Below are 25803 nucleotides of genomic sequence, written 5' to 3'. Positions count from 1 at the left end.
CGGAGGATTTGCAAGACTGGGGCGGTGAGCACTGGCACCGAGCAGTCCAAAGCATGGTTCGCACGCGCCAAGGCAGCCGTTCCGGGCGGGGTGAACTCGCCGGTGCGCGCCTTCAACTCGGTCGGCGGCACGCCGCGGTTCATGGTCCGCGGCGAGGGCCCGTATCTCTGGGACGCCGACGGCAACCGCTACGTCGACCTCGTCTCCTCGTGGGGCCCGATGATCCTCGGGCACGCGCACCCCAAGGTGGTGGCCGCCGCCCGCGCGGCCGCGGAGCACGGGCTTTCCTTCGGCACGCCGACGATCGGCGAGGTCGAACTGGCCGAGGAGATCATCGGCCGGGTCGGCCCGGTCGAGCAGGTCCGGCTGGTCAACTCCGGCACCGAAGCCACGATGAGCGCCATCCGGCTGGCCCGCGGTTTCACCGGCCGCGCCAAGATCGTGAAGTTCGCCGGTTGCTACCACGGTCACGTTGACGCGCTGCTCGCCGAAGCGGGCTCCGGTGTCGCGACGCTCGGCCTGCCGACTTCGCCGGGTGTCACCGGCGCACAGGCCGCGGACACGATTGTCTTGCCGTACAACGATCTTGACGCGCTTCGGAAGTCCTTCGCGGAGAACGAGGGCCAGATCGCCGCGGTGATCACCGAAGCGGCCGCGGGCAACATGGGCGCGGTGCCGCCGGACCCCGGCTTCAACGCGGCACTGCGTGACCTCGCGCACGAAAACGGCGCGCTGCTGATCATGGACGAGGTGATGACCGGCTTCCGCGTCTCGCGCGCCGGTTGGTTCGGCCTCGAAGACGTCGCCGGCGACCTCTACACCTTCGGCAAGGTGATGTCCGGCGGGCTGCCTGCGGCGGCGTTCGGCGGTCGCGCGGACATCATGGCGAAGCTCGCGCCCGGCGGTCCCGTCTATCAGGCAGGCACGCTGTCCGGTAACCCCGTCGCAGTCGCCGCCGGTCTCACCGCGCTGCGCGAAGCCGACGACGCCGTGTACGCGAAGCTCGATGCCAACGCGAAGCGTCTCGGCGGGCTTTTCGACAAGGCGCTCAGCGAAGCGGGCGTCACGCACACTGTGCAGTACGCGGGCAACCTCTTGAGCATCTTCTTCACCGACAAGCCCGTACGCACCTACGCGGACGCGCAGGCCTCCGAGACGTGGCGCTTCCCGGCGTTCTTCCACGCACTGCTCGAAGCAGGCGTGTACCCGCCGCCGAGCGCGTACGAGGTGTACTTCGTGAACGCCGCGATGGACGACGAAGCGTTCGGCGTCATCGAGGCTGCGTTGCCGGCAGCGGCGCGTGCGGCGGCTGAGGCGGTTAAGCCGTGACCACCGTCGTCCACATGCTGCGGCACGGCGAGGTTCACAACCCGGAGAAGATCCTCTACGGGCGGCTGCCGAACTTCCGGCTTTCGGAGCGCGGGCAACGCCAGGCGCTCACCGTCGCCGAGGCGGTCGCTGGGCATGACCTCGCGTACGTCGTCGCTTCGCCGCTTCAGCGCGCGCAGGAGACCGCGGCACCCATCGCGGGCGCGCACCGTCTCGACATCGCCACGGACGAAGGTCTCATCGAAGCGGCGAACGTCTTCGAGGGACAGCGCGTGGCTGTGGGCGACGGCGCGCTGCGGCAGCCGAAAGCGTGGCCGCACCTGGTGAATCCCTTTAAGCCGTCGTGGGGCGAGCCGTACGTCGAGATCGCACACCGCATGCTCGGCGCGGTCCACCGTGCGCGCGTAAAGGCTGAAGGGCGCGAAGCGCTGTGTGTGTCGCACCAGCTGCCGATCTGGACGCTTCGCCGCTTCTTGGAAGCGAAGCGGCTGTGGCACGACCCGCGGCAGCGGCAGTGCTCGCTCGCGTCGCTCACCAGCCTGGTCTTCGACGGCGAGGAACTGCTGGAGATCGTCTACAGCGAACCCGCGGGCACCACCGACCCCAAGGTGACCGGCGCATGAAACGGCGGCTGCTCGGGGTGCTGCTGGCCGCCGCGCTGGTCGTGACGGGCTGCTCGACCGGCAAGGACGCGGTCGTCTCGGGCGGCACCTTCACCTTCGTCTCGCCCGGCGGCAAGGTCGACATCACCTACCCGGTGAACGAGCGCCAGCAGGCCCCGACGCTGGCCGGCGACGACCTGATGCACGAGGGCAAACAGCTCTCGATCGCGGACTTCCCCGGCAAGGCCCTGGTGATCAACCTGTGGGGCCAGTGGTGCGGCCCGTGCCGCGCCGAAGCGCCCGAGCTGGAGACCGCGAGCAAGCAGATGGCCCCGCTCGGCGCCCAGGTGATCGGGCTCGACGTGCGCGACCCGGCGCGCGACGTGGCACAGGACTTCGTGCGCGACCGGGCTCTCACGTACCCGTCGATCTGGGACCCGTCCGGGCGCGTGCTGCTGCAGCTGGCCGGGTATCCGCGCAACATCATCCCGTCGACGCTGGTGCTCGACAAGCAACACCGGGTGGCGGCGGTGTTCCTGCGGCAGGTGCTGGCCTCGGACCTGGTTCCGGTGGTGCAGCGGCTGAGCGCGGAGAAGTAGCTCCGCCCCGGCCCGCTCCGCCCGCGGGCTCCGCCCTGGCCCGCTCCGCCTCGGCCCGCCCAGTTCCGCCCCAATGTGGCGTTGGGTGCATGTGGCGCACCCAATGTGGCGTTGGGTGCGTGTGACGCACCCAATGTGGCGTTGGGTGCGTGTGGCGCACCCAACGTGGCGTTCGGTGCGTCTGACGCACCCAATGCCACATTGGGGCGGCACAGGACCGCAGGACCAAGGTCCCGGAGCGGCTGTGGCGTAGGTCCTGTGAGAAGGCCCCGCCCGCCTCACGTCCAGCTCACTGCCTACTCTCAAGTGCGTGAACTCCGTGTCCGAGCTGGCGCTCTCCGGGCCGCTGCTGCTCGCCGCGGGCGTTGCGCTGCTGGCCGGGGCCATCTCGTTCGCGTCGCCGTGCGTGGTGCCGCTCGTGCCCGGGTACCTCGCCTACCTGGCGGCTCTCGTCGGCGCGGACGCCCCTGCGGTGCGCGACGGCGAGGAGCGCAAAAAGGGCCGCTACGCCGTCCTCGGCGCGGCGGGCCTGTTCGTGCTCGGGTTCACCGTGGTGTTCGTCGCGACCATGGGCACGCTGGTCTGGCTCGCGAACACCTTGCTGGTCAACGAGGATCTGCTGCAGCGCATCGGCGGCATCCTCACCATCCTCATGGCGCTGGTCTTCATCGGCTGGATCCCGGGGCTGCAGCGCGAGGTCCGCTCGCACCGCGTGCCCGGCGGCGGCCTCTGGGGCGCGCCGATCCTCGGCGCGGTGTTCGGGCTCGGCTGGACGCCGTGCATCGGGCCGACGCTCTCGGCCGTCACGAGTCTCGCCAGCGCGACCGGCGGGGCCGCGGTCCGCGGGTACGTGCTGGTGCTCGTTTACTGCCTCGGCCTGGGCGTCCCGTTCCTGCTGATCGCGCTCGGCGCCCGCTGGGCCGTGCGCGCCACGGACTGGCTTCGCCGCAACGGCCGCCGGGTGCAGATCTTCGGCGGGGTGTTGCTGATGGTGGTCGGCATCCTGCTGGTCACCGGGCTGTGGGGAGACGTCATGGGCTGGCTCCGCAACTCCGTCGCCTCCGATCTCGAGCTGCCGTTGTGACCACTACCGAAGCGCCCCCGAAGAACCCGAACCCGTACCGCCCGTCCGCGGCCAAGCAGGCGCTGGCTTTCCTGCGCAACACCTGGCGCGGCCTGACGTCCATGCGCACCGCGCTGGTGCTGCTGTTCCTGCTGGCGCTCGCCGCGCTGCCCGGCGCGCTGCTGCCGCAGCGGCGGCTGAACGCGCCGAAGGTCGACGAGTACATCAGCGCGCACGGCTGGTGGGGTTCGCTGCTCGACAAGCTGGAGTTCTTCGACGTCTACTCCAGCGTCTGGTTCTCCGCGATCTACATCCTGCTGATGATCTCGCTGATCGGCTGCCTCACGCCGCGCAGCTACGAGTACGTCAAGCAGATGCGGGCCAAGCCGGTGCTGACGCCGCGCAACCTCGCGCGCATGCCGCACCACCGGATCGCCCGCACCGCGCGCACGCCGGAGACGATCCGCGAGGACGTGCGCAAGCAGCTGTCCGGCTGGCGGCGCGTCGAGCGCGAGGAGGACGGCGGCGGGTTCAGCGTCTCGGCCGAACGCGGCTACCTGCGCGAGACCGGGAACCTGCTGTTCCACTTCGGCATGCTCGGCCTGATCGTCTTCTTCGCCCTCGGCAAGCTCTACAGCTACGAGGGCCAGGTCATCGTGCAGGCCAACGGCGGCCAGTTCTGCAACTCGGGCATCTACAACTACGACTCGTTCGAGGCCGGGCTGCGCGTCGACGGCACCGACCTCAACCCGTTCTGCGTGCAGGTCAACGACTTCACCGCCCGCTACACCGCCACGAACCAGGCCGATTACTACCACTCGCACATCGAGTACCAGTCCGGCGAAGACCTGCAGACCGGCACGTGGAAGCCGTACGACCTCGAGGTCAACGAGCCGCTGCGGACCGTCGGCGACCGGGTTTACCTGCTGGGCAACGGTTATTCGCCGCAGTTCACGGTGACCTTCCCGAACGGCGAGAAGCGCACCCAGAACACCCAGTGGATGTTCACCAACCCGGCGACGATGCTGTCCGAGGGCGCGACGAAGTTCGACCAGCCCGGCGTCACCGACGAGGTCCAGCGGCGCACCAAGCAGCTCGCGATCACCGGCCTCTTCGCGCCGTCGTCGTTCATCCACGGCGGCGTGCTCACCTCGACCGCGCCGCAGCTGAACAACCCGATGGTCGCGGTCGACGTGCTGCGCGGCGACCTCGGTCTCGACGCGGGCCGCGGCCAGTCGGTGTTCTCGGTCGACCAGTCCCGCGTCCAGGACGGCCGGCTCAAGCGGGTCGCCCGCAAGAACCTGGCGGTCGGCCAGGAAGTGACGCTCGACGACGGCACGAAGGTGCGCTTCGACGGCGTCAACAAATGGGTCAACCTGCAGATCTCGCACGATCCGACGCAGGGCTTCGTGCTCGGCTTCGCGATCGTGATGTTCGCCGGGCTCGGTGCTTCGCTGCTGGTCAAGCGGCGTCGCGTGTGGGTGCGGGTGCGGCCGGGCAAGGACGAGAGCGCGAGTACCGTGATCGAGGTCGCGGGGCTCGCGCGCACGGATCAAGCCGGTTACGGCGAGGAATTCCAGCGGATCAGCGAACGGCTGGTCACGGGCCGGAAGGGCAGCTGAGGCATGGAAATCAACGAGACTCTCTCGCAGTACAGCGACCTGCTGTACACGACGACAGTGGCGATTTACGTGCTGGCGCTGCTGTTCACGCTGTTCGAGCAGGCGTTCGGGGCCAAGGGCCGTCTCGCCGCCGAGCGCAGCCGCCAGCGCGTGCTGGTCGGCGCGGGCGGACCGGACTCCGACGACGCCAGCATCGAAGACGGTGACGTCCCGGCGGAGCCCGAGGCCCCGCGCGCGGTCGGCCGCGCCGAGCGGATCGGCCGGATGGGCGCGGCGCTGCTCGTGCTGGGCGCGCTGCTGCAGCTGTCGGCGATCGTGCTGCGCGGACTCGCGGTGCACCGCGCGCCGTGGGGCAACATGTACGAGTACGGCATGGCGGTCACCTTCATCACCGTCGTCGCGTGGCTCGTGGTGATCAAGAAGTTCCCGGTCCGCCACCTCACCGGCTTCCTGCTGCTGCCCGTCGTGATCCTGATGTTCATCAACGGCACGATGCTGTACACGGTCGCCGCGCCGGTCGTGCCCGCGCTGCAGTCGTACTGGCTCGTGATCCACGTGTCCGCCGCGATCATCGGCTCCGGCGTGTTCCTGGTGCCGGGCGTGGCGAGCGTGCTCTACCTCTTCCGCACCGCGCACGACCGCGACCCGGCCAAGTTCGCCGGCTTCGGCCCGAAGCTGCCCGCCGCCGACGTGCTCGACCGGATCGCCTACCGCGCCACGATCGTGGCGTTCCCGATCTTCACCTTCGGCGTGCTGTGCGGCGCGGTGTGGGCCGAGGCCGCGTGGGGCCGGTTCTGGGGATGGGACCCGAAGGAGACCGTCGCGTTCATCGCGTGGGTCGTCTACGCGGCATACCTGCACTCCCGCGCCACCGCGGGCTGGCGCGGGACGCGCGCCGCGGTGATCAACATCGTCGGGTTCTCGGTGACGATCTTCAACCTGTTCTTCGTCAACCTGGTTACCGCCGGACTGCATTCCTACGCCGGAGTGAGCTGAGCCGGGGGTCCACCGCCCGGACCGGGCCTCGGGCGACTACCGTCGTCGTCAGGGGCCCTTCGACGTACCCGGGAGGTTGGCAACGGTGACCGGACCCAGTGAAGAGACTGCCGGGGAACAGCAGTCCGAGCAGGCCCAGGAACCGGCTGCCATGTTCTCCGAAGAACGCACCGACTCGACGCCGCACCCCGGCACCGGGCCGTACGACGCGCAGCCGACGCAGGTCGTCGATCCGCCGCCGCAGGGGGCGTACCAGCCGCTGCCGCAGCCGGGCGGGTACCAGGCGCACTACGACCAGAATCTGCCGCCGTTGCAGCCTCCCGCGCAGCAGCCGCCGCAATATGCCCCTCCGGGCGGGTACCAGCAGCAGCCTGCCGCTCCGGCCGGCACGCCGGTCCCCGCTCCGGGCGCCGTTCCCGCGGCGGGGCAGGGGCTTCCGCAGCCAGCTTCCGGCGCGGACGAGCTGGCCACCGCGCACCTGGTGAAGCAGCAGAAGCGAACGCCGCAGTCCGGCTGGCGCAAGGCCGTGTACTTGGGCACCGGCAAGCTGGTCAACCCGGGGGAGAGCCCCGCGGACACGCGACGGCGCGAGCTGATCGCGCGGGTCAACCAGCCGCTGCGCGGGTGCTACAAGATCGCGATGCTGAGCCTCAAGGGCGGCGTCGGCAAGACCACCACCACGACCACGCTCGGCGCGACGTTCGCGTCGTTGCGCGGCGACCGGGTGGTGGCGGTGGACGCGAACCCGGACCGCGGGACGCTGTCGCAGAAGATCGCCATCGAGACCACCGCGACCGTGCGGCACCTGCTGCGGGACGCGGACAAGATCACGCGCTACAGCGACGTCCGGTCATACACGTCGCAGGGGTCGAGCCGCTTGGAGATCCTGGCGAGCGAACAGGATCCGGCGGTGTCGGAGGCGTTCTCCGAGAACGACTACCGGCGCACGGTGAACCTGCTGGAGCACTTCTACAACATCGTGCTCACCGACTGCGGCACCGGTTTGATGCACTCGGCGATGAAGGGCGTCCTCGACGTCGCGGATTCGCTGGTGGTGGTGTCGTCGGGCTCGGTCGACGGGGCGCGCAGTGCTTCGGCGACGCTGGACTGGCTCGAGGCGCACGGTTACGGCGACCTGGTGAAACGGTCGGTCGTGGTGATCAACTCGGTGCGGCCCAAGGGGAGTTCGGTCGACCTGGACAAGCTGGCCGCGCACTTCGGCGCGAAGGTGCGGTCGGTGTGCCGGATCCCGTTCGACGCGCATCTGGAAGAGGGCGCGGAGATCGAGTTGGAACGCCTCGGCGGGGATACTCGGCTGGCGCTGTTGGAGCTGGCGGCAACCGTGGCCGACGGATTCTCTTCCTGAGCCAGCTTCAGGAGTCGTTGTCGTCGGTCGGGCGATTGCGTTGCTGTTCAGACAGCTTGCGCAGGAATTCGGGATCGTCGTCGGGAGCGACGGCCGGGCGGCGCTGCGGGACACTGACCCGCTGTGCGCCGAGTGCCCGCCACAATAGAACGGCGATGGTGATGGCGCCCACGGCTGCGAGCAAAGGAATCATGCCCGGGTCCTTCCGTGTTGGATTGCCGCGGCTTCGCCGCGGCGGCGAGATCGCCGGGGAGCCGGTTTCTTCCCTCCCGATTTCCCCGGCCTGGGGGCCGGTGAAATCGCTCAGTCCAGAAACCGGCGCGATCTCGCGGTGTGGTCACGGGCCACTTTACGGAACTCTACGGGACTTTCCCGGAACGCGGCGAAGGGTCGTGACCGGCAAGCGATGCGGGAGGCACCCCTTGCCACTCACGACCCTTCGTCGTCTGCGTGACCCGCGGAATCAGATCTTGCGGGTCGGTTCGCTGGCGTCCGTGGTGAGTTCGGCCAGCAGGTCGTTCACCTCGGACTCGCGGAACCGGCGGTGTCCGCCCGGCGTCCGGATCGAGCCGATGCGGCCCGCGGTGGCCCAGCGGGTCACCGTCTTCGGGTCCACCCGGAACAGAGCGGCCACCTCACCCGGGGTGAGCAACCGTCCGCCCATGGTTGCGGTCATTTTCCGCCTCCTTAACGCCCAACTTGCTATACCGGGGGCATCGGGCGATTTCGCCCGTCGCGCCCGGGTGGCCAACGCGGCAATCGTGGCACTTCACCCGTCGGGTACTCGAACGGTTGTCCTTGGGTAAAGAGCCCTTAAAGTGCAAAAGGGACATAACTCAGCAGATTCTCAGGATCGCTCAGGGCCCGTTCGCGCCCCGCTGACCAGGCATTTTCCAACCGTCTGCGCCGAGATCCGGGTAAAGGTCAGGCAAAGGCCGAGTTTGCGCGCTGACTGGCGCTGAGGTTGCTGTGACGCAGGAGACAATCCGGGACCTACCGGGATGAGCCGGCCGGGCACCCGCGCCGCATAATGGGCCGGTGGATCAGCTGGACCGGAAGATCATCGCCGAGCTGCGGGCCAACGGCCGGGCTACCTACGCCGACCTCGGCCGGACGGTGGGGCTCTCCGCGTCGTCGGTGCACGAACGCGTCGGGAAGCTCGAGGCGGCGGGCGTGATCACCGGGTACCACGCGATGGTCGACCCGAACACGGTCGGCCTCGGCGTCACCGCGCTGGTCGGTATCCATCCCACCGACACCGCCACCGACGAGGACGTCGCGACTTCGCTCGGCGAATTGCCCGAGGTGGAGAGCTGTTACGCGGTCGCGGGCGACGAGGCCTTCGTAGTAAAGGTGCGGGTGTCGACGGTCGACGAGCTGGAGCTCACCCTCGGCAGGCTGCGCCGCATCCCCGGGGTCGGCCGCACCAATACGACAGTCGTGCTCTCCACCCGGTTCGAGGGCCGCCCCAACAACGCGGGCCTGGACGAAGACTCGCCGAGCGGGGCGTAGCCTGTTTCGGTGTGAGCGAGACACCGGACCACCTTCCCCGTGACCTGACGGTGTACTTGATCGCGCGGTTCGCGCTCGTCGCGGTGGTCGCGGTCGTGCTTTCGCTGGTCGGCGTGCCGCTGCTGGTCTCTTTGCTGATCGGGCTCGTCGTCGGACTTCCGCTTGGCCTGCTGCTTCTGCGCGGCCTGAACCAGCGCGTGACGGCCGGGCTGGCCAAGCGCAACGAATCCCGCGCGCGTGCTCGGGCTCAGCTGCGGTCGCAGCTGCGCGGCGAGACCTCGGCCGACGACTCCGCGGCATGAGCAAACCGCACAGCCGCGCCTGGGTCCGGGAAGCCGTCCGGATCATCGAGGCCGACGCCAACCGCAGCGCTGACACTCACCTGCACGTCTTCCCGCTGCCGCCGGAATGGGGCATCGACCTTTACCTGAAGGACGAGTCGGTGCACCCGACCGGCTCGCTCAAGCACCGGCTCGCGCGCTCGCTGATCCTGTACGGCCTGGTCAACGGGCACATCGGCCCGGACACCGTGCTGGTCGAGGCGTCCAGCGGCTCGACCGCGGTGTCCGAGGCGTACTTCGCGCGGATGCTCGGCCTGCGCTTCGTGACCGTCGTGCCGCGGCGGACGAGCAAGGAAAAGATCGCGCTCATCGAGTTCTACGGCGGCGAATGCCACTACGTCGACGCGGCCCCGGCGATGTACCCGGAGGCCGAGCGGTTGGCCGCCGAGTGCAACGGGCATTACCTCGACCAGTTCACCTACGCCGAGCGCGCGACGGACTGGCGCGGCAACAACAACATCGCCGAATCGGTGTTCGCGCAGATGCGCGCCGAACGCCATCCGGTGCCGTCGTGGATCGTCGTCGGCGCGGGCACCGGCGGGACGAGCGCGACGTTCGGCCGCTACGTCCGGTACAAGCGGCACACCACGAAGATCTGCGTGGTGGACCCGGAAAACTCGTCGTTCTACGGCGCTTGGGAAACGGGTGCGCCGGACTACGCGACCGGAATGCCGTCGCGGATCGAAGGCATCGGACGGCCGCGCTGCGAGCCGTCGTTCGTGCCCGGCGTGATCGACGAGATGTTCCAGGTGCCCGACGCCGGTTCCCTCGCGGCGATCCGCTTGCTGCGCGACCGCACCGGACACTGGGCGGGCGGCTCGACCGGGACCAACCTGTACGGCGCGTTCCAGCTGATCTCGCGGATGCTGGCAGACGGCCAGGCGGGCTCGGTGGTGACGCTGCTGTGCGACGGCGGCGAGCGGTACGCGAACACGTACTACTCCGACGAATGGCTTGGCGAGCAGGGGATCGACCTGGCTCCGCATCGGGCGCGGTTCGACGAGTTCCTGCTCACTGGCCGATTCGACGCCTGACGTCCTGGTAGCCCAGCGTCAGCACGACTATCAACCGGCGCAGCCGGTCCTCGAAGTCGAGGCGGGAGCCGGACAGGCGCGGATCCTTGATGGCTTCTCGGACGGCTTCGTTCGGGTGCGCCAGCGGCCACATCCCCGCGGTGAACATGAAGATCGCGGCGGACAGCTCTAGCGCGGTCTCTGCGGAAAGGCCGGGCAGCGCGGCGTGCAGCAGGTCGCCGGTGCGAGCGTTGTGCTTCGCCGACCGGAGTTTGTAATCCCGTGCGATCTCCGTCGAGACATTCCGCTCCAGCACGTTCGCCAGCACGCTGATCAGTTCGCACAGCACCGGTCGCGTCGCGAGTGAACGGGCGAGGGTCGCGGCGACCTCCGACATGTCGCCGTCCAGGGTGAGCGAGTCGAGCCACGCGCCGCGGGCGCGGTCGAGCACCTCCAGGTAGACGGCCTCCCGCGTGGGGAAGTAGCGCGCGACGTTCGACGCCGACAAGCCCACTCGCCGAGCCAGTTCGCGCATGCTGATTTCGCCGACGGACGACTCCGTCATCAGCTCTTCGGCCACGTCGAGGATCGCTTCGCGGCGGGCTTCCACCTGCTCAGGACTGCGGGCGCGCTGGAACTCGGACACGTCGGAAAGTGTAACAGGACACTGCTCTCTTGATAAAAGAACAGCGTCCTGTTAACTTCGAAAACAAGAGAGCAGTGTTCCGTTAACCTCGGCAGGAGATCCCGATGCGTACTTACGACCAGCTCTTCCTCGGCGGCCGCTGGACCGAACCCGCGACGACCGACATCCTCGAAGTCCGCTCGCCGCACGACCGGGCGCTGGTGGGCACCGCGCCGAAGGCCTCGACGGCGGACGTCGACCGTGCGGTGGCGGCGGCGCGGCGGGCGCTCGAACCGTGGGGCAGAACCCCGCTGGCCGAGCGGCTGCGGCTGGTCGAGCGGTTCAACGAACTGCACGCGGCCCGCGCGGACGAGATCGCCGAGCTGATCACCGCGGAGAACGGCTCGCCGAGCTGGTTCACCGGGTGGACACAGCACAACCTCCCGGAGCGCACGGCCGCGTGGCTCAAGCTCGCGCGCGAGTTCTCCTGGGAGGAGACGCTGACCGACGAGGCGGGCAACCGGACGATCGTGCGTGCCGCGCCGGTCGGGGTGGTCGCGGCGGTGATCCCGTGGAACTCGCCGCATTCGGCCGCGCTGGTGAAGCTGATCCCGGCGTTGCTGGCGGGCAATCCCGTGCTGCTCAAGGCCGCGCCGGAAACCGCGCTCGACGCGATGGTGCTGGCGGAGCTCTTCGAGCAGGCCGGGTTCCCCGAGGGCGTGGTGAGCGTGTTCGCGGCTGACCGCGACGTGAGCGAGCACCTCGTGTGTCACCCCGGCGTGGACAAGATCTCGTTCACCGGCTCGACGGCGGCCGGGCGGCGGATCGCGTCGCTCGCCGGGGAGCAGCTCAAGCGGGTCGGGCTCGAGCTCGGCGGCAAGTCCGCGGCGATCGTGCTCGCGGACGCGGACCCGGAAACCGTCGCCGAGGGGATCCGGAGCGCGACGTTCGCCAACAACGGCGAGATGTGCGTGGCCCACACGCGGATCTTCGCGGCGCGCGAGCGGTACGCCGAGGTCGTGGCCGCACTCGCGGAAATGGCCGACGGGCTCGTGGTCGGCGACCCGGCGAAGCCGGACACGTTCGTCGGTCCGATCGTGCGGCAGGACCAGTACGAGCGGGTGCTTTCGTACCTGCGGCTAGGCGTCGAGGAGGGTGCCCGGATCGCGGCGGGCGGCGCCGAGCCGTTCGCGGATCCCGAGCTGGCGGAAGGGTTTTACGTGCGTCCGACGGTGTTCGCCGACGTCGCGAACGACATGCGGATCGCGCGCGAGGAGATCTTCGGGCCGGTGCTCGTGGTGATCCCGTTCGACACCGAGGAGGAGGCGATCCGGCTCGCGAACGACTCGGACTACGGGCTCAGCGGCGGTGTGTGGACGGCCGACGCGGAGCACGGCGTCGAGATCGCGCGGTCCGTGCGCACGGGCACGTTCCACGTCAACGGTGCGCCGCGGCACGGGAACGCGCCGTTCGGCGGGTTCAAGGCCAGCGGGGTCGGCCGCGAATACGGCTCGCACGGGTTGGCGGAGTTCGTGGAGTGGCAGGCGATCGCGGCCGGCCGCTAGAGCGACCGCGCTCGGCGCCGCCCAGACCGGCATCGCCATGCCGGTGACGCGCGGGGCCGGGATCACTCCCGGCCCTCGCCACCGCCCTGATCGGCTTCAGCTGGATGGCTCGGCGAGCAGGGCGATCGACCTGCTCGCCGCATCGGGCGCGGTCCGGCGAGCGGCCGGTTCGAGGGTCAGTCGTTCAGCAGTTTCGCGACGCCTTCCGGGTCTTCGCGCATCGCGTTGTGGGCGGTGGGGAGGACGTGGACGAGCCAGTCCGGGTCGGCTTCGAGCCGGTCCCGGAGTTCGGTGAAGGGCGTGCCTTCCCAGCCGGAGCAGTAGACGAACTCGCGCCGGGGGACCTCGGCGAACCCGCCGGTGAGCCGGATCTTCTGCAGCAGCGAGGCGAGCGGATGGGGACGGCGGCGGGAATCCCGGCCATCGCGTTCCGGCGGGCGGACGGCGTAGCCGGTGTCCTCGGCGCCGGCCACGAATGCCTGCCGGTATGCCTCGGTCGTCGATGACCAGCACGATTCGCCGTCGCGAGGCACGTAGGCGTCGAGATGCACGACCCGCGAGACCCGGCCCCCGGCTCGGTCGGCAGCGGCGGCGATCACCAACCCGCCGTAGCTGTGGCCGACGAGTGTCGCGTCGGTGATGCGGGCGCGGTCGAGGAGCGCCAGCACGTCGTCGGCGTGGGTGTCGAGGTTGGCGGCGGCGACCGTCGCGGCGGCGTCGTCCGGCCGCAGACCGGTCAGGGTCAGGGCGTGCACGGTGTGCCCGGCCTGCTCCAGCAGCGGCACCACCTCCTCGAAGACCCAGCCGCCATGCCAAGCACCGGGGACGAGAACGAACGTCGACATGTATTTCTCCCTTTAACCGCAACGGCTTCTTCGGGAGAGAGCATTTCAAGAGCTGGCGGTGGCTCGTTAACGCTAGAATGCCAACTGATGCCCACTGCCCGCCAACCCGGTATTGCGTCGTACCTGTGGCCGTCGGGCGGCAGGCATCTCTGGCCGTCCGGCGAAACCAGCGAGCTGCAGACGCACGAGCGCGGGCACCTGGTCTACGCGGCTACCGGTGTCCTGGCGGTGCACACCGAGTACGGGACGTCGCTCGCACCCGCCACCCGAGTCGCCTGGACGCCCGCCGGGTTCCCGCATTTCCATCGTGCCCACGGCGACACCGACATCCGGATCGTCTTTCTCGCCCCGTCGCTGGCCCGGCTCGTCTCGGACCGGCCAGCGGTGTTCCGGACTTCCGGCCTCGCTCGCGAGGTTCTGCTCGCGCTGACCGGGCCCCGCAATTACGAGGGTTCCGGGTATCGCGGCTCCGCGCGTGCTCGTCTGCATCGGGTCCTCGTCGACGAACTCCGCGAAGCACCCGACCCGCCGCTGCAATTGCCCGCGCCGCAAGATGATCGGCTGCGGGCGATTGCCGAGCGGCTGCACGAGAATCCGGCCGACAACGCCACACTGGCCGAGCTCGGGAAGGCGATCGGAGCCAGCGCGCGCACCCTCAGCAGGCTGTTCCACGACGAGCTCGGCATGACCTTCTACGAGTGGCGCACCCAGCTCCGCATCTACCACGCACTGGTGCTTCTAGCCGACGGCCACGACACCGTCCGCACCGCTTACGCCTGCGGCTGGGCCAATCCCAGCGGCTTCATCGCGGCGTTCACCGCCATCATCGGGACCACGCCGGGCCGCTATCGAAGCGGCCGCTAGAGAGCCAGCGCGACCGCGCTCAGCACCGCCCAGGCCAGCATCGCCATGCCGGTGTCGCGCAGGGCCGGGATCAGCTCCCGGCCCTTGCCGCCACCGCCGACGGCCTTGATCGGCTTCAGCAGGAGCGGCGCGGTCACGAAGGTGATGAACAGCAGCGGGTGCCAGACGCCCATCAGCACGGTGAGCGCGTACGGAACCGTCACCAGGGTCAGGTAAAGCTTGCGCGTGCCGCCGTCGCCCATGCGGGTCGCGAGGGTGTGTTTGCCGGACTCGATGTCAGTGGGGATGTCGCGGAGGTTGTTCGCCACCAGCACGGCCATCGAGAACGAGCCGACGGCCACAGCGCAGCCCAGCGCGTCCCAGCTGACGCGGCCTGCCTGGACGTAGACCGTGCCGAGGACGCCAGCGAGGCCGAAGAACACGAAGACCGCGAGCTCGCCCAAACCGTAGTAGCCGTACGGCTTTTTGCCGCCGGTGTAGAACCACGCGCCGAGGATGCACAGCGCGCCCATCGCGAGCAGCCACCAGTATCCGCTCAGCGCGACGAGCGTCAGGCCGAGCACTCCGGCCAGGCCGAGGGAGGTCAGGGCGGCGCGCAGCACGGCCTTCGGGTTCGCCGCGCCGGAGCCGACGAGACGCAGCGGGCCGACGCGGTGTTCGTCGGTGCCGCGGATGCCGTCGGAGTAGTCGTTGGCGAAGTTCACGCCGATGATCAGCGACAGCGAGACCAGCAGCGCGAGCAGCGAACGCCACCAGGAGAACGCGTCGAGCGCGATCGCCGCCCCGATCCCGGCCACGACCGGCGCGATCGCGTTCGGCAGCGTCCTCGGCCGCGCGCCTTCGACCCACTCACTGACTGTCGCCATGGGGTCCATTCAACGCCATGCGATCTTCACCCGTTCGGTACCCGGCCAAAGTCCGTGAGGGGAACCCTGGGGGAATCAGAGTCCCGCAGGGTTCCCCTCACGGAACCAGGCGGGACTTCACGGCCTGGCGGTCGATCTTGCCGGGGCCGCGCAGGGGCAGCTCGCTGACGAACTCGATTCGTTTCGGGGTGGCGGCCGCACCTAACTCGGTCCGCACCGCAGCTCGCAGCGCTGCTTCGTCCGCCGAGGCCACCACCATCGCGACGACGGCCTCGCCCCACTGCGGGTCCGGAATGCCGACGACACAAGCGTCCCGCACTCCGGCCTGGGCGCCGAGCAGGCGTTCGATCGCGGCGGCGGAAACCTTGACCCCGCCGGTGTTGATCACGTCGTCCGCCCGCCCGAGCACTTCGACCCGCCCGTCGGGCAGCAGGCGGCCGCGGTCGGAGGTACGGAACCGGCCGTCCAGGAACGACTCCGCGGTCAGTTCCGGCGCGAGGCGGTAGCCGTGCGAAAGCACCGGGCCGGAGATCCACAGCCGCTCGTCGGCGTCGGGTTCCACGCTCACACCGTCGAGCGGAATGCCGTCGTAGACGCAGCCGCTGGCGGTCTCGCTCATCCCGTACGAGGGAACGATCCGCACGCCTTCCTCGGCCGCTTGCGCGCGCAGCTTCGGCGAGGTCGCGGCGGCGCCCAGGATGATTCCGTCGAAGGCCTTCGCGGCGGCCAGGCCAGCGCCGCCGTCGTCGAGCAGCCGGACTAGCTGGGTCGGCACGAGCGCGGTGTAGCGCGGGCCGTTCTCCGCCAAGACCGGCGCGGCCGCGGCGGCGAACTCGTCCGGACGGAAGCCGGTGCCGGTCAGGAACGCCGGTTTCGTGCCTGCCAGGCGCGCTCGGATCAGGACCTGCAGGCCGCCGATGTAGTGCGCGGGCGTGGCGAGCAGCCAGTGCCCGGGGCCGCCGAGCCGGGCGTGTGTGGCCGTCGCGGACGCGGTGAGCGCTCGCGGCGACAGCAGGACCCCCTTCGGCGCTCCGGTGGACCCGGACGTGGCGATCACCACGGCGGTGCCCGGCTCGACCGGGCGGTCCGGTGCCATCGCTTCGAGGAGGGCTGGGGCCGACGGGTCGGCGGAGTTCAGGGGGAGAACCGCCTCGCCGCCGTCCAGGGCTGGGGCGAGGGCCGCGTCTAGGGCGGCCAGGGCGGCGGGGCTGCCGTCTAGGCGGGAAACGTGCACCAAGGGGCTCCGGCTGGGTCTTGCGAGTGTTTATGCCGGTCAGAACCGGCATAAACACTCACGAGGTCAGTAGTAGTACGGGTAGCCGGACCAGTCCGGGTCGCGCTTCTCCAGGAACGCGTCGCGGCCTTCGACGGCCTCGTCCTGCATGTACGCCAGCCGGGTGGTTTCGCCGGCGAACAGCTGCTGTCCGACGAGCCCGTCGTCGATCGCGTTGAACGCGTACTTCAGCATCCGCTGCGCGGTCGGCGACTTGCCGATGATCGTCCAGCCCCATTCGAGCGCGACCCGCTCCAGTTCGGCGTGCGGAACGACCTCGTTGACCGCGCCCATCCGCTGCATCTGCTCGGCGGTGTAGTCGCGGCCGAGGAAGAAGATCTCCCGCGCGAACTTCTGCCCGACCTGCCGGGCGAGGCCCGCCGAACCGTAGCCCGCGTCGAACGAGCCGACGTCCGCGTCGGTCTGCTTGAACCGTGCGTGCTCGGCCGAGGCGAGGGTGAGATCGCACACGACGTGCAGCGAATGCCCGCCGCCCGCCGCCCAGCCCGGCACCACGGCTACCACGGGTTTCGGCATGAACCGGATCAACCGCTGGACCTCGAGGATGTGCAGCCGGCCCGCCCGCGCCGGGTCGACCGTGTCCGAGGTCTCCCCGCTCGCGTACTGATACCCGGAGCGTCCGCGAATACGCTGGTCACCGCCGGAGCAGAACGCCCAGCCGCCGTCCTTGGGCGACGGGCCGTTGCCGGTGAGCAGGACGCAGCCGACGTCCGAGCTCATCCGGGCGTGGTCGAGCGCCCGGTAGAGCTCGTCGACGGTGTGCGGGCGGAAGGCGTTGCGGACCTCCGGACGGTCGAAAGCGATCCGGACCACCCGTTTGCCGGAGCGGGCATCTCGCGAACGGTGGTAGGTGATGTCGGTGAAGGAGAACCCTTCGACCTCGGACCAGGCGGCGGGGTCGAACAGCTCGGAAACTCGGGCGTCATCCACGTTTGGGAGAATAGGACCTGTGGACATGATCGCTGTGCCTGACGCCGCCCCGGGGGAGAGCCCGTCGGACGGCGCCCAAGCTGGGGCTTGCCGGTGAACCCCTCCACCGCGCAGGCCAGGGTCATCGTCGACGAACTCGTCCGCAACACCGTCTCGCACGTGGTGTTGTGTCCAGGATCTCGCAACGCGCCGCTGTCCATCGCGCTCTACGACGCCGCCGCGTCGGGACGGCTGAAGCTGCACGTCCGCATCGACGAGCGCGGCGCGGCGTTCCTCGCGCTCGGCATCGCGGCGCGCACCGGCCGTCCGGCGGCGGTGGTCTGCACCTCCGGCACCGCGGCGGCGAACTTCCACCCGGCCGTGCTGGAGGCCGACCGGGCGGGCGTGCCGCTGATCGTGCTCACCGCCGACCGTCCGCCCGAGCTGCGTTCCGCGGGCGCGAGCCAGGTGATCAACCAGTACGAGCTGTACGGCGACGCCGTCCGCTACTTCGACGAGCTGGCCGTCGCCGAGCGCCGGGCCGGGCAGAACTCCTACTGGCGCAGCCAGATCTGCCGCGCGTGGAATGCCGCGTACGGCGAGTGGCGCTGCGGGCCGGTGCACCTGAACATCCCGTTCCGCGAGCCGCTCGTGCCGGATCTCGACGATGACGGGCAGTGGTACGAATCGCTCGAAGGCCGTCCGGACGGCGAACGCTGGACCGAGCTGCCGGACTTCGGCGCGCTGCCCTCGTTCGTGGTGCCCTCGGCGCGCCACGGCCTGGTGATCGCGTGCGACACCGGCGCGCAGGCGGCCAGCGAATGGGCCGAACAGCACGGCTGGCCGGTGGTTTCGGAGACCGGCGGGCTCGGCCTGTCCGGCGCGACCGCGATGTCGTCCGGCGCCTGGCTGCTGGGCGTCGAGGAATTCATCTCGCGGCACCGTCCCGAGCAGGTGCTGTGCCTCGGCCGTCCGACGGTGTTCCGGCAGGTGCAGAAGGTCCTGTCGGACCCTGAGGTCGAGGTGCTGCTGGTGCGGCCGGATTCGGACTGGCCCGCGCCCGCGCACAACGTCCGCCAGGTCGGGCAGTGGTTCGCCGAGCCGACGAAGCCCGCCGACCCGGAGTGGCTGGCGAGCTGGCAGCGCGCCGACGCCGCGGCCAGCCAAGCGGTTTCGACGGCGCTGGCCGCCGAGCCGTGGCCGAGCGGCGTGCGGGTGGCGACCGAGCTGGTCGACGCGTTGCCGGAAGGCGCGCTGCTGGTGGTCGGCTCCTCGAACCCGACGCGCGATGTCGCGCTGGCCGGACGGCTGCGTCCGGACGTCCTGGTGCACCGCAACCGCGGCGTCGCCGGGATCGACGGCACGGTGTCGACGGCCATCGGCGCGGCCACCGTGCACCGCGCGCCGTCGTACGCGCTGCTCGGCGACCTGACGTTCCTGCACGACGCGTCCGGCCTGCTCACCGGGCCCGCGGAGCAGCTGCCGGACCTGACGATCGTGGTGCTGAACGACGACGGCGGCGGCATTTTCTCGCTGCTGGAGCAGGGCGCGCCGGAACACTCGGCGAGCTTCGAGCGCGTCTTCGGCACGCCGCACGGCGCGGATTTGGGCGCGCTCTGCGCGGGCTACCGGGTGCCGCACGTCGTGGCCGAGACGGTCGAAGAATTCCGTGCCGCGTTGCGGCCGGCGCCGGGCCTGCGAGTGGTCGAGGTCCGGGTTGACCGGGCTCAGCACCGGAATCTCCACGCGCGGCTGAAGTCGGCGGTCGCGGAAGCGGTGGGGACGGTTTAACCGGCGGGGGCCGGTGAAAATGGGGGATTTCGTGAACGAGGCGGACCTGCGCCCGCGAGGCCGGTGGGCCTGGTTCAGCGCGGCGGTGGCGGCGCTGGCCCTGGTCGGGCTGGTGTGCTCGTATTTCTCGTCGTTCCTGGTGATGGCCAGCGACAACTGCTTCGCCGGGGACAGCAGGGCGATCTGCAGCGCGGCCGGGCAGCAGGCGGTCGCCTCGCTGCCGTGGGTCGGCTGGTTCGCGGCGATCGGCGGCTCGTTCGCGATGGCCGGGCTGGCCGCGCGGCGCGGCTGGGGGCCGTGGCCGGGGCTGTACGCGGGCCCGATCCTGTACGGCATTCCGATCGCCATCGCGTGGTGGATCGCCGAATCCGGTTGATCTTCCCAGTGGGTAAGAACCCGTCCTTCGGACGTACCTGTGCGGTGCTGACGTGGATACGTTCGGTCGCATTGGCCACCTTGGAGGAACAATGCGATCGAGAACTCGGGCCGGAATCGGGGCGGTTGCGGCTGGAGTCGCGACGGTGCTGCTGGCGGGCACCGCTTCGGCAGTGCCGGCACCGGGCGCGCCCGGCGTCGGCGACCCGTACTACCCGAACGCCGGCAACGGCGGCACCGACGTGCAGCACTACGACATCCGCGTCAGCTACCAGCCGGAAACCGACGTCCTGTCGGGCACCACGACGCTGCTGCTCACCGCGACGCAGGACCTCTCGCGGTTCGACCTGGACTTCGCGCTCAAGGCGTCGAACGTGCTGGTGAACAACCGGCCCGCGCAGTTCGCCAACCAAAACGGCGACGGCGAGCTGGTGATCACCCCGGCGCAGCCGCTGCTGAAGGGCCAGTCCGCGACGGTCGTCGTGAGCTACTCCGACAGCCCGTCGACGGAGAAGGTCGGCGGCCTGAACACCTGGAAGAAGGGCGCTTTCGGGGCGCTCGGCGTCGACGAGCCGCAGAGCGCGCAGTGGTGGTTCCCCTCCAACGACCACCCGACCGACAAAGCGACTTACGACGTGTCGATCGAGGCTCCGGACGGCCTGTCCGCCATCACGAACGGCACGCTCGTGAAGAAGACCAAGAAGCGCGCGGGCTGGACGCGGTGGAACTGGCGCAGCACCAAGCCGCAGGCGACCTACCTGACGTCGTTCGTCGTCGGCAAGTACGACGTGGTCCAGTCCACCACGCCGGACGGCAAACCGTTCATCACCGCCTACGGCGCGGATCTCGGCGACTCGCTCGACGCGGCCAAGGCGAGCGTGGAGCGGACGCCGGAGGTCGACGAGTTCCTGGCGTCGAAGTTCGGGCCGTATCCGTTCGAGGCCGAGGGCGGCGTCGTGACCAGCGGGATCACCTTCTCGCTGGAAAACCAGACCCGGCCGACCTACGGCGCGCGCAACTTCGCCGCCGGCGCCAACACCACGCTGATCGCGCACGAAAACGCACACCAGTGGTTCGGCGACAACGTTTCGCTGGGCAAGTGGAGCGACATCTGGCTGAACGAGGGCTTCGCGTCCTACGCCGAGTACCTGTGGTCCGAGCACCAGGGCGAGGGCACGACCGCGGAACTCGCGCAGTACGCGTACGACTCCTACGCCGCCGACGACCCGTTCTGGCAGGTCCTGCCGGGCGACCCGGGCGAGCCGAAGCAGTTCGACCGCGCGGTGTACGACCGGGGCGCGATGGCCGTGCAGGCGCTGCGCAAGACGGTCGGCGACGACGCGTTCTTCTCGATCCTGCAGCAGTGGCAGGTCGCGAAGGCCGGCAAGGCGGCGGTGATCCCGGACTTCGTGGCGCTCGCGGAGAAGGTGTCGGGCAAGCCGTTGCAGGAGCTGTTCCAGACCTGGCTGTTCACCAAGGGCAAGCCCGCGGTCGGTCCTAATGGGACGGTCGCGGCCCGTGCGTTCGCCGCTGCTCCGGCGAAGCCGAAGGCGTGGGACCAGATCCAGGCGAACCACCGCGCGCTGGCGGAGGCCGATCGGCACTGAAATTCGCTTGCCTGGCTGCGGGATCCTGGAGAGTTCCGCTCTCGGCAAGGAGGATTCGGTGGCCATGAAAGTGCGGGCGCAGCTCCGCCACGCTCGGCTCGACGGCCGGGAGTGGCGGGTGCTGCGCCCTGATCCCGCTCTGGATACCGCGGTGCTGTACGAAAACGACCGGTACCCGCACATGTGCGTCGACCGCCGCGCGGCGTATCGGATCGGGGTGCTGTGGCTGCTGGCCGCGCGATCCCGGCATACGGTCATTCACCTGCCGTTGCGCGCCGGTCGGACTCCCGCCGAGCCGGAGTGCGCCGGTCGTCCGCTGGATCTCGTACTGAGCCAGCACACCGCGCAGCTGCGGGCATCGCACTGGCCCCGGCTGAGGGCGGCGCTCGGCCCGGCCCGGCCGCACACGGTGCGAATCCCGGCTGATCGGCGTCCGGTGGAGCGGCCGCACTGGCAGACCCGGGACCGGCTGCACGACCGGGTCCACGCCGACACGATGTTCCTGACCGGCAGCGCGGCAGTCTTCCGATTCACGGCGGAGTACTTCTTCGACCTCGCCTTCCTCGCTCCGGGGTCTGCTCCGGGCGAGGAAACGCCGCACCACGCGTGTTCGGACCTGAATTGCACAACTCGGGTGCTGGTCAATACGTACTGCCTGCACGTGCTTTACCGGGCGCACTGGCTGCCGCGTGCCGAGCTGGTCGGCGCACCCGACTAAACTCTCGGTGTGGCAGCCAGGAGTGTGCAGGCGCGGCGGATCGGGTGGTTCGCCGTGTTGGGCGTAGCCGTGCTGCTCACAGTGATGTGCGTGAGCCTGGTGTTCGCCGCGTTCCGCAACGACAACGCGATCGAATCGCACCTGGGCACCGCGACCGCGACGGTCGAGTCGGTGGCGTTCGACCGCACGATCATCCAGTACCAGACCCCGGACGGCATCGTGCACAGTCCGCCGACCGGGGTGCTGTACCCGTCAGGTCTCGCCGCCGGCCAACTGGTGGCGATCGAGTACGACGCGACCAACCCGGAACTGACCCGGGTCGCCGGCCGAACCGCGACGCTGACGCTGCTGCCGGTGGGGATGACGGTGCTGATCACGTGGCTGGTCGCGGGCCCGCTGCTGTGGTGGCTGCGCAGGCTGATCAAGCGGGACCGGTCCGCTCCGGAACCGATGCTCGCGAGGGCCTGAAGGCCTCCGGCCCAACGTCCGTGAGGGGAACCCTCACGGACTCTGATTCCCTCGGGGTTCCCCTCACGGACTTCAGTACTCAGGTCCCGACGGTCTCCTGCCACCAGCCGAGGACCTCATCAGCCACGCCGGGAGCCGCGACCAGCAACCCGTCCGTAGGCAGCGCGGCGTCCTCCCCGTGCTTGTCCAGCACCACCGCACCCGCCTCGATCGCCATCGCGACTGAGCCAGCGACATCCCATTCGTGGTAGCTGTGCAACACCGCCGCGGCCGCGTGCCCCAGCGCGACCTGTGCGATCGACAGCGCGGCCGACCCCAGCACCCGCACCCCGGCGTGTGCGGCCGCCGCTCGTTCGATGAACTCGCCCATTCCCGGCCACGGGCCCTTGCGCGCCAGTTCGGTGCAGACGATCGCCCCCGCCGTCCCGGAACGGTCCACCAGCTTCAGCGGCTTCCCATTGGCCCTGGCGCCGCGTCCGCGAGCGGCGGCGTAGATCTGCGCCCGGTACGGATCCGCGACCACGCCCACCACGGGGCCGCTCGCGTCGACCAGGGCGAGGCTGTACGCGCACCAAGGCACTCCGGCGACGTAGTTCGCGGTGCCGTCCACCGAATCGACCACCCAGCGGTATTCCGCGACGTCCGCGCCGTGGTCGGCCCCGAATTCGTGGCCCACCACCGGGATTCCGGGGAACTCCGCGGTCAGTACGCGCCGGGTGTGCCGTTCCAGGATCCGATCGGTGTCGGTGACCCAGTCGAACGGCGAATCCAGCGTCGCCGGGTGCGCGCCGCGGCCGGCGGTCGCGGTGATCACGTCGGTGGCGTCGTTCGCCAGCCGCCCCGCGACCTCGAGTGCTCGGGAGAGCAGCCCGGGTTCCACGGGCCGCGACGGCCTGGAGGACAAGAGGGTCATGCCTGCTTAGTCTGGGCGGTCCTGGTGTCCGGGACACGACCGGAAGATGACATGTCGTGGCGAATTCTTCGACGGTCGGCGCCCGATCGCGGACGCTGCGGAGTGTTTCGCCGCCGTTGGCCGGTCGGTTACGCGGGATTGGCCCGCCCTGCCTGCGGTTTTGCGACAGTGACGTTGTGCGAGTCGCCATAGTCACCGAAAGTTTCCTGCCCCAGGTGAACGGCGTGACGAATTCCGTTCTGCGGGTCGTCGAGCACCTGGTCGAATCCGCGCACGACGTGCTGGTCGTCGCGCCGGGGCCGGGCCCGGCGAGTTACCGCGGCGCTCCGGTCGTCCGCATTCCGGCGCTGGACTTCCCCGGCGTGAACTCGCTGCCGATCGGCCTGCCGACGCGCACCGTGCTGACCGCGCTGGCCGATTTCGGCCCGGACGTCGTGCACCTGGCCTCGCCGTTCGTCGTCGGCGCGCGCGGGCTCGCCGCGGCCAGACGGCTGCGGGTTCCGTCGATCGCGGTCTACCAGACCGACATCGCCGGGTTCGCCACGTCATACGGTTTCGGCATCGGCGCGCGGGCGGCCTGGCGCTGGGTGCGCCGGCTGCACTCGCGGGCCGACCGGACGCTCGCGCCGTCGTCGGACTCGATCGAACAGCTGAAGCTGCACGGCGTTCCGCGCGTGCACCGCTGGGCTCGCGGCGTGGACATCAGCCGCTTTTCCCCGGCGCACGCGGACCCGGCGCTGCGCGCGGAACTCGCGCCGAACGGCGAGCTGCTGGTCGGGTTCGTCGGACGGCTCGCTCCGGAGAAGGAGGTCGACCGGCTGACCGTGCTGGCCGGGATACCGGGCGTGCGCGTGGTCGTGATCGGCGACGGACCGGAGCTGCCAGCGCTGCGGGAACGGTTGCCTGGCGCGGCTTTCCTCGGCGCGAAGTACGGCGACGAGCTGTCGGTCGCGTACGCGAGCCTCGACGTCTTCGTGCACACCGGGCCGCACGAGACGTTCTGTCAGGCGGTGCAGGAGGCGATGGCGTCCGGGCTGCCGGTGCTCGCGCCGGACGCGGGCGGGCCGAAAGACCTCGTGCTGCCGGGCCGGACCGGGTATCTGCTGCCCGCCGACCGCGAGTCGTTCGGCCTGGCGCTGGTGTCCAAGGTCGACGACCTGCGGGACGCGGCGTTGCGGGCGCGGCTCGGCGAGAAGGCGCGGAAAGTGGTCCTGGGCCGGACGTGGCCCGCGGTGTGCCGGGAGCTGGTCGGGCACTACGAAGCGGTACAGGGCCGAGTCGCGCGTGCGGCTTGAGCCATGCACATCGTCCAGCTGGCGAACTTCTACGGACCGCGGTCCGGCGGGTTGCGGACCGCGCTGAACCACCTCGGTGCGGGGTATGTCGCCAGCGGGCACCGGGTGACGCTGGTCGTGCCCGGGCGGCGGTACGCGGTGGAAAGCCTGCCGACGGGCGTGTGCCGGTATTCGTTGCCTGCCTTGCAGATTCCCGGCACCGGCGGTTATCGCGCGGTTGATCCGCAGCGGGTGCGGGCGGTGTTGCGGCGGCTGGAGCCGGATCGGCTGGAGGTGTCCGATCGGCTGACGTTGCGAGGGATGGGCGTCTGGGCTCGGCGCAATGGCGTGCCCAGCATGGTGATCTCGCACGAGCGGCTGGACCGGTTGCTGGAGCAGTTTCTCTTGCCGGGGGCGATGGCTCGGCACGTCGCGGATGTCGCCAATCGGCGGATGGCCGCCTCGTACGACACGGTCGTTTGCACTACTGCCTTCGCGCACGCGGAGTTCGAACGGATCGCCGCGCCGAATGTTCGGCGGGTGCCGCTGGGGGTGGATCTGGCTACCTTCGCGCCGTCGATGCGGGATTCGGGATGGCGGTCGGCGTTGGCCGGTGGCGCTGACGCGTTGATTGTCCATTGTGGTCGGTTGTCGCCGGAGAAACACGTTGAGCGGAGCGTGGATACGGTCGCCGAGCTGACCGAGTCCGGGGCGCGGGTGCGGTTGGTGATCGCGGGCGACGGGCCGCGGCGGCGGGCGTTGGAACGGCGGGCTCGGGGCTTGCCGGTGACGTTCCTCGGCTTCTTGGCTGGGCGCGGGGAGGTGGCTCGGTTGCTGGCCAGCGCGGATGTTTCGCTGGCTCCGGGGCCGCACGAGACGTTCGGGTTGGCGGCGTTGGAGGCGCTTGCTTCGGGTACGCCGGTGGTGGTTTCGGCGTCGTCGGCGTTGCGGGAGATCGTGCGGCCGGGGTGCGGGGCCGCGGTGGATGACTACGCGCCGGCGTTCGCCAGTGCGGTGACCGGATTGCTGGACAGCCCTGAAGAGATCAGGCGCGCGGCCGCTCGGGCGCGTGCGGAGGAGTTCGCCTGGCCGATCTCGGTACGGGGAATGCTCGCCGCGCTCGGCTGACGAAAGTCCGTGAGGGGAACCCTGAGCTTGAGTTTTAAGGTCCGGGTGTCGGAGGGTGCACCCGGTTGGTCATGGGTGAAGCCCTTGGTTGATCATTCTTCTTGCGACAGAAGGAAGA

The 25803-nt window shown here is 70.0% G+C and carries 27 protein-coding genes; 19 read left to right on the top strand and 8 right to left on the bottom strand.

Annotated features, from left to right (window positions below; genetic code table 11):
* Nucleotides 1-24: 24 nt before the first annotated feature.
* From hemL to ACFORO_RS43110, 7 genes are all read left to right on the top strand, one after another.
* On the top strand, nt 25-1329 hold the full coding sequence (gene hemL / locus ACFORO_RS43140) for a glutamate-1-semialdehyde 2,1-aminomutase (RefSeq protein WP_377871621.1): 1305 nt from the start codon (nt 25-27) through the stop codon (nt 1327-1329).
* Entirely contained in the window at nt 1326-1952 is a 627-nt protein-coding gene (locus ACFORO_RS43135) for a histidine phosphatase family protein (RefSeq protein WP_009071997.1), read from the top strand. Before hemL ends, ACFORO_RS43135 begins: the two co-directional genes overlap by 4 nt.
* Nucleotides 1949-2530 (top strand): TlpA family protein disulfide reductase, encoded by a 582-nt coding sequence (locus ACFORO_RS43130; RefSeq protein ID WP_377871620.1) that lies wholly within the window; start codon nt 1949-1951, stop codon nt 2528-2530. Before ACFORO_RS43135 ends, ACFORO_RS43130 begins: the two co-directional genes overlap by 4 nt.
* Nucleotides 2531-2840: 310 nt before the next feature.
* The gene (locus ACFORO_RS43125; RefSeq protein ID WP_377871619.1) at nt 2841-3614 is read left to right on the top strand and encodes a cytochrome c biogenesis CcdA family protein; all 774 of its coding nucleotides are present in this window, start codon (nt 2841-2843) and stop codon (nt 3612-3614) included.
* Nucleotides 3611-5215 (top strand): cytochrome c biogenesis protein ResB, encoded by a 1605-nt coding sequence (gene resB / locus ACFORO_RS43120; protein ID WP_377871618.1) that lies wholly within the window; start codon nt 3611-3613, stop codon nt 5213-5215. The genes ACFORO_RS43125 and resB overlap by 4 nt, the downstream gene beginning before the upstream one ends.
* 3 nt (nt 5216-5218) lie before the next feature.
* Nucleotides 5219-6211 carry a c-type cytochrome biogenesis protein CcsB gene (gene ccsB / locus ACFORO_RS43115; RefSeq protein WP_377871617.1) on the top strand — a complete coding sequence of 331 codons (993 nt, stop codon included), beginning with the start codon at nt 5219-5221 and terminating at the stop codon, nt 6209-6211.
* 85 nt (nt 6212-6296) lie between these two features.
* Nucleotides 6297-7577 (top strand): nucleotide-binding protein, encoded by a 1281-nt coding sequence (locus ACFORO_RS43110; protein WP_377871616.1) that lies wholly within the window; start codon nt 6297-6299, stop codon nt 7575-7577.
* Between the two features lie 7 nt (nt 7578-7584).
* Here the strand turns inward: ACFORO_RS43110 and ACFORO_RS43105 are convergent, their stop codons facing one another.
* Together ACFORO_RS43105 and ACFORO_RS43100 are read right to left on the bottom strand one after the other, a co-directional pair.
* Nucleotides 7585-7770, bottom strand: a complete 186-nt coding sequence (locus ACFORO_RS43105; RefSeq protein ID WP_377871652.1) for a hypothetical protein — start codon at nt 7768-7770, stop codon at nt 7585-7587.
* 270 nt (nt 7771-8040) lie between these two features.
* Nucleotides 8041-8253: a BldC family transcriptional regulator gene (locus tag ACFORO_RS43100; protein WP_009072010.1), complete on the bottom strand. Its 213-nt coding sequence runs from the start codon at nt 8251-8253 to the stop codon at nt 8041-8043.
* 362 nt (nt 8254-8615) lie between these two features.
* Here ACFORO_RS43100 and ACFORO_RS43095 point away from each other — a divergent pair, with 362 nt between their 5' ends.
* Genes ACFORO_RS43095 through ACFORO_RS43085 form a run of 3 tightly spaced genes read left to right on the top strand, consistent with a single transcriptional unit; the run spans nt 8616 to nt 10464 of the window.
* Nucleotides 8616-9089 carry an Lrp/AsnC family transcriptional regulator gene (locus ACFORO_RS43095; RefSeq protein ID WP_162834336.1) on the top strand — a complete coding sequence of 158 codons (474 nt, stop codon included), beginning with the start codon at nt 8616-8618 and terminating at the stop codon, nt 9087-9089.
* Between the two features lie 11 nt (nt 9090-9100).
* Nucleotides 9101-9391 (top strand): DUF4229 domain-containing protein, encoded by a 291-nt coding sequence (locus ACFORO_RS43090; protein WP_037818858.1) that lies wholly within the window; start codon nt 9101-9103, stop codon nt 9389-9391.
* Entirely contained in the window at nt 9388-10464 is a 1077-nt protein-coding gene (locus ACFORO_RS43085; protein ID WP_354746215.1) for a PLP-dependent cysteine synthase family protein, read from the top strand. Before ACFORO_RS43090 ends, ACFORO_RS43085 begins: the two co-directional genes overlap by 4 nt.
* Here ACFORO_RS43085 and ACFORO_RS43080 read toward each other — a convergent pair.
* The gene (locus ACFORO_RS43080) at nt 10442-11089 is read right to left on the bottom strand and encodes a TetR/AcrR family transcriptional regulator (protein WP_377871614.1); all 648 of its coding nucleotides are present in this window, start codon (nt 11087-11089) and stop codon (nt 10442-10444) included. The genes ACFORO_RS43085 and ACFORO_RS43080 overlap by 23 nt on opposite strands.
* A 104-nt stretch (nt 11090-11193) precedes the next feature.
* Between ACFORO_RS43080 and ACFORO_RS43075 the strand changes: the two genes are divergently transcribed.
* Nucleotides 11194-12633 (top strand): aldehyde dehydrogenase, encoded by a 1440-nt coding sequence (locus ACFORO_RS43075; RefSeq protein WP_377871613.1) that lies wholly within the window; start codon nt 11194-11196, stop codon nt 12631-12633.
* A gap of 176 nt (nt 12634-12809) precedes the next feature.
* Here ACFORO_RS43075 and ACFORO_RS43070 read toward each other — a convergent pair whose 3' ends face one another.
* Nucleotides 12810-13478 (bottom strand): alpha/beta fold hydrolase, encoded by a 669-nt coding sequence (locus ACFORO_RS43070; RefSeq protein WP_377871612.1) that lies wholly within the window; start codon nt 13476-13478, stop codon nt 12810-12812.
* Between the two features lie 87 nt (nt 13479-13565).
* Here ACFORO_RS43070 and ACFORO_RS43065 point away from each other — a divergent pair, with 87 nt between their 5' ends.
* Nucleotides 13566-14342 carry a helix-turn-helix transcriptional regulator gene (locus ACFORO_RS43065; RefSeq protein WP_354746223.1) on the top strand — a complete coding sequence of 259 codons (777 nt, stop codon included), beginning with the start codon at nt 13566-13568 and terminating at the stop codon, nt 14340-14342.
* Here ACFORO_RS43065 and ACFORO_RS43060 read toward each other — a convergent pair.
* The 3 genes from ACFORO_RS43060 to ACFORO_RS43050 all read right to left on the bottom strand — a co-directional run bounded on the left by ACFORO_RS43060 (nt 14339) and on the right by ACFORO_RS43050 (nt 17432).
* Nucleotides 14339-15208 (bottom strand): 1,4-dihydroxy-2-naphthoate polyprenyltransferase, encoded by an 870-nt coding sequence (locus ACFORO_RS43060; protein ID WP_377871611.1) that lies wholly within the window; start codon nt 15206-15208, stop codon nt 14339-14341. The two genes, ACFORO_RS43065 and ACFORO_RS43060, sit on opposite strands and share 4 nt — an antisense overlap.
* A gap of 97 nt (nt 15209-15305) precedes the next feature.
* Complete coding sequence (menE, locus tag ACFORO_RS43055) at nt 15306-16442, bottom strand: o-succinylbenzoate--CoA ligase (protein WP_377871610.1); 1137 nt, start codon at nt 16440-16442, stop codon at nt 15306-15308.
* Between the two features lie 66 nt (nt 16443-16508).
* Nucleotides 16509-17432 carry a 1,4-dihydroxy-2-naphthoyl-CoA synthase gene (locus ACFORO_RS43050; protein ID WP_354750221.1) on the bottom strand — a complete coding sequence of 308 codons (924 nt, stop codon included), beginning with the start codon at nt 17430-17432 and terminating at the stop codon, nt 16509-16511.
* Between the two features lie 93 nt (nt 17433-17525).
* Here ACFORO_RS43050 and menD point away from each other — a divergent pair, with 93 nt between their 5' ends.
* The 5 genes from menD to ACFORO_RS43025 all read left to right on the top strand — a co-directional run bounded on the left by menD (nt 17526) and on the right by ACFORO_RS43025 (nt 22370).
* Nucleotides 17526-19202, top strand: coding sequence for a 2-succinyl-5-enolpyruvyl-6-hydroxy-3-cyclohexene-1-carboxylic-acid synthase (menD, locus tag ACFORO_RS43045; RefSeq protein WP_377871609.1), 1677 nt, complete (start codon nt 17526-17528; stop codon nt 19200-19202).
* A gap of 31 nt (nt 19203-19233) precedes the next feature.
* Nucleotides 19234-19578 (top strand): hypothetical protein, encoded by a 345-nt coding sequence (locus tag ACFORO_RS43040; protein ID WP_354750217.1) that lies wholly within the window; start codon nt 19234-19236, stop codon nt 19576-19578.
* Nucleotides 19579-19669: 91 nt separating this feature from the next.
* Nucleotides 19670-21184, top strand: coding sequence for a M1 family metallopeptidase (locus ACFORO_RS43035; protein ID WP_377871607.1), 1515 nt, complete (start codon nt 19670-19672; stop codon nt 21182-21184).
* Between the two features lie 58 nt (nt 21185-21242).
* Complete coding sequence (locus tag ACFORO_RS43030; protein ID WP_377871606.1) at nt 21243-21902, top strand: hypothetical protein; 660 nt, start codon at nt 21243-21245, stop codon at nt 21900-21902.
* A gap of 84 nt (nt 21903-21986) precedes the next feature.
* Complete coding sequence (locus ACFORO_RS43025; RefSeq protein ID WP_446681607.1) at nt 21987-22370, top strand: DUF3592 domain-containing protein; 384 nt, start codon at nt 21987-21989, stop codon at nt 22368-22370.
* A 79-nt stretch (nt 22371-22449) separates the two neighbouring features.
* Here the strand turns inward: ACFORO_RS43025 and ACFORO_RS43020 are convergent, their stop codons facing one another.
* The gene (locus ACFORO_RS43020) at nt 22450-23283 is read right to left on the bottom strand and encodes an inositol monophosphatase family protein (RefSeq protein WP_354750209.1); all 834 of its coding nucleotides are present in this window, start codon (nt 23281-23283) and stop codon (nt 22450-22452) included.
* Nucleotides 23284-23507: 224 nt separating this feature from the next.
* Between ACFORO_RS43020 and ACFORO_RS43015 the strand changes: the two genes are divergently transcribed.
* Nucleotides 23508-24578, top strand: a complete 1071-nt coding sequence (locus ACFORO_RS43015) for a glycosyltransferase family 4 protein (RefSeq protein WP_377871604.1) — start codon at nt 23508-23510, stop codon at nt 24576-24578.
* 3 nt (nt 24579-24581) lie between these two features.
* Nucleotides 24582-25685: a glycosyltransferase gene (locus ACFORO_RS43010; protein ID WP_377871602.1), complete on the top strand. Its 1104-nt coding sequence runs from the start codon at nt 24582-24584 to the stop codon at nt 25683-25685.
* Nucleotides 25686-25803 lie beyond the last annotated feature (118 nt).

Origin of the sequence: Amycolatopsis halotolerans (assembly GCF_042647905.1) — a bacterium.
GTDB classification, from domain to species: Bacteria; Actinomycetota; Actinomycetes; order Mycobacteriales; family Pseudonocardiaceae; genus Amycolatopsis; species Amycolatopsis halotolerans.
The sequence above is the reverse complement of the archived record's forward strand: the minus strand, read 5'-3'. Positions and strand labels throughout refer to the sequence as shown.

Bases quoted from the DNA above. Each gene is read 5' to 3' on its own strand.
- ACFORO_RS43025 (WP_446681607.1), top strand. From the start codon at position 21,987: ATGTGCGTGAGCCTGGTGTTCGCCGCGTTCCGCAACGACAACGCGATC.
- ACFORO_RS43065 (WP_354746223.1), top strand. From the start codon at position 13,566: ATGCCCACTGCCCGCCAACCCGGTATTGCGTCGTACCTGTGGCCGTCG.
- ACFORO_RS43075 (WP_377871613.1), top strand. From the start codon at position 11,194: ATGCGTACTTACGACCAGCTCTTCCTCGGCGGCCGCTGGACCGAACCC.
- ACFORO_RS43070 (WP_377871612.1), bottom strand. From the start codon at position 13,478: ATGTCGACGTTCGTTCTCGTCCCCGGTGCTTGGCATGGCGGCTGGGTC.
- ACFORO_RS43035 (WP_377871607.1), top strand. From the start codon at position 19,670: ATGCGATCGAGAACTCGGGCCGGAATCGGGGCGGTTGCGGCTGGAGTC.
- ACFORO_RS43010 (WP_377871602.1), top strand. From the start codon at position 24,582: ATGCACATCGTCCAGCTGGCGAACTTCTACGGACCGCGGTCCGGCGGG.
- ACFORO_RS43020 (WP_354750209.1), bottom strand. From the start codon at position 23,283: ATGACCCTCTTGTCCTCCAGGCCGTCGCGGCCCGTGGAACCCGGGCTG.
- ACFORO_RS43105 (WP_377871652.1), bottom strand. From the start codon at position 7,770: ATGATTCCTTTGCTCGCAGCCGTGGGCGCCATCACCATCGCCGTTCTA.
- ACFORO_RS43085 (WP_354746215.1), top strand. From the start codon at position 9,388: ATGAGCAAACCGCACAGCCGCGCCTGGGTCCGGGAAGCCGTCCGGATC.
- ccsB (WP_377871617.1), top strand. From the start codon at position 5,219: ATGGAAATCAACGAGACTCTCTCGCAGTACAGCGACCTGCTGTACACG.
- ACFORO_RS43100 (WP_009072010.1), bottom strand. From the start codon at position 8,253: ATGACCGCAACCATGGGCGGACGGTTGCTCACCCCGGGTGAGGTGGCC.
- ACFORO_RS43130 (WP_377871620.1), top strand. From the start codon at position 1,949: ATGAAACGGCGGCTGCTCGGGGTGCTGCTGGCCGCCGCGCTGGTCGTG.
- ACFORO_RS43060 (WP_377871611.1), bottom strand. From the start codon at position 15,208: ATGGCGACAGTCAGTGAGTGGGTCGAAGGCGCGCGGCCGAGGACGCTG.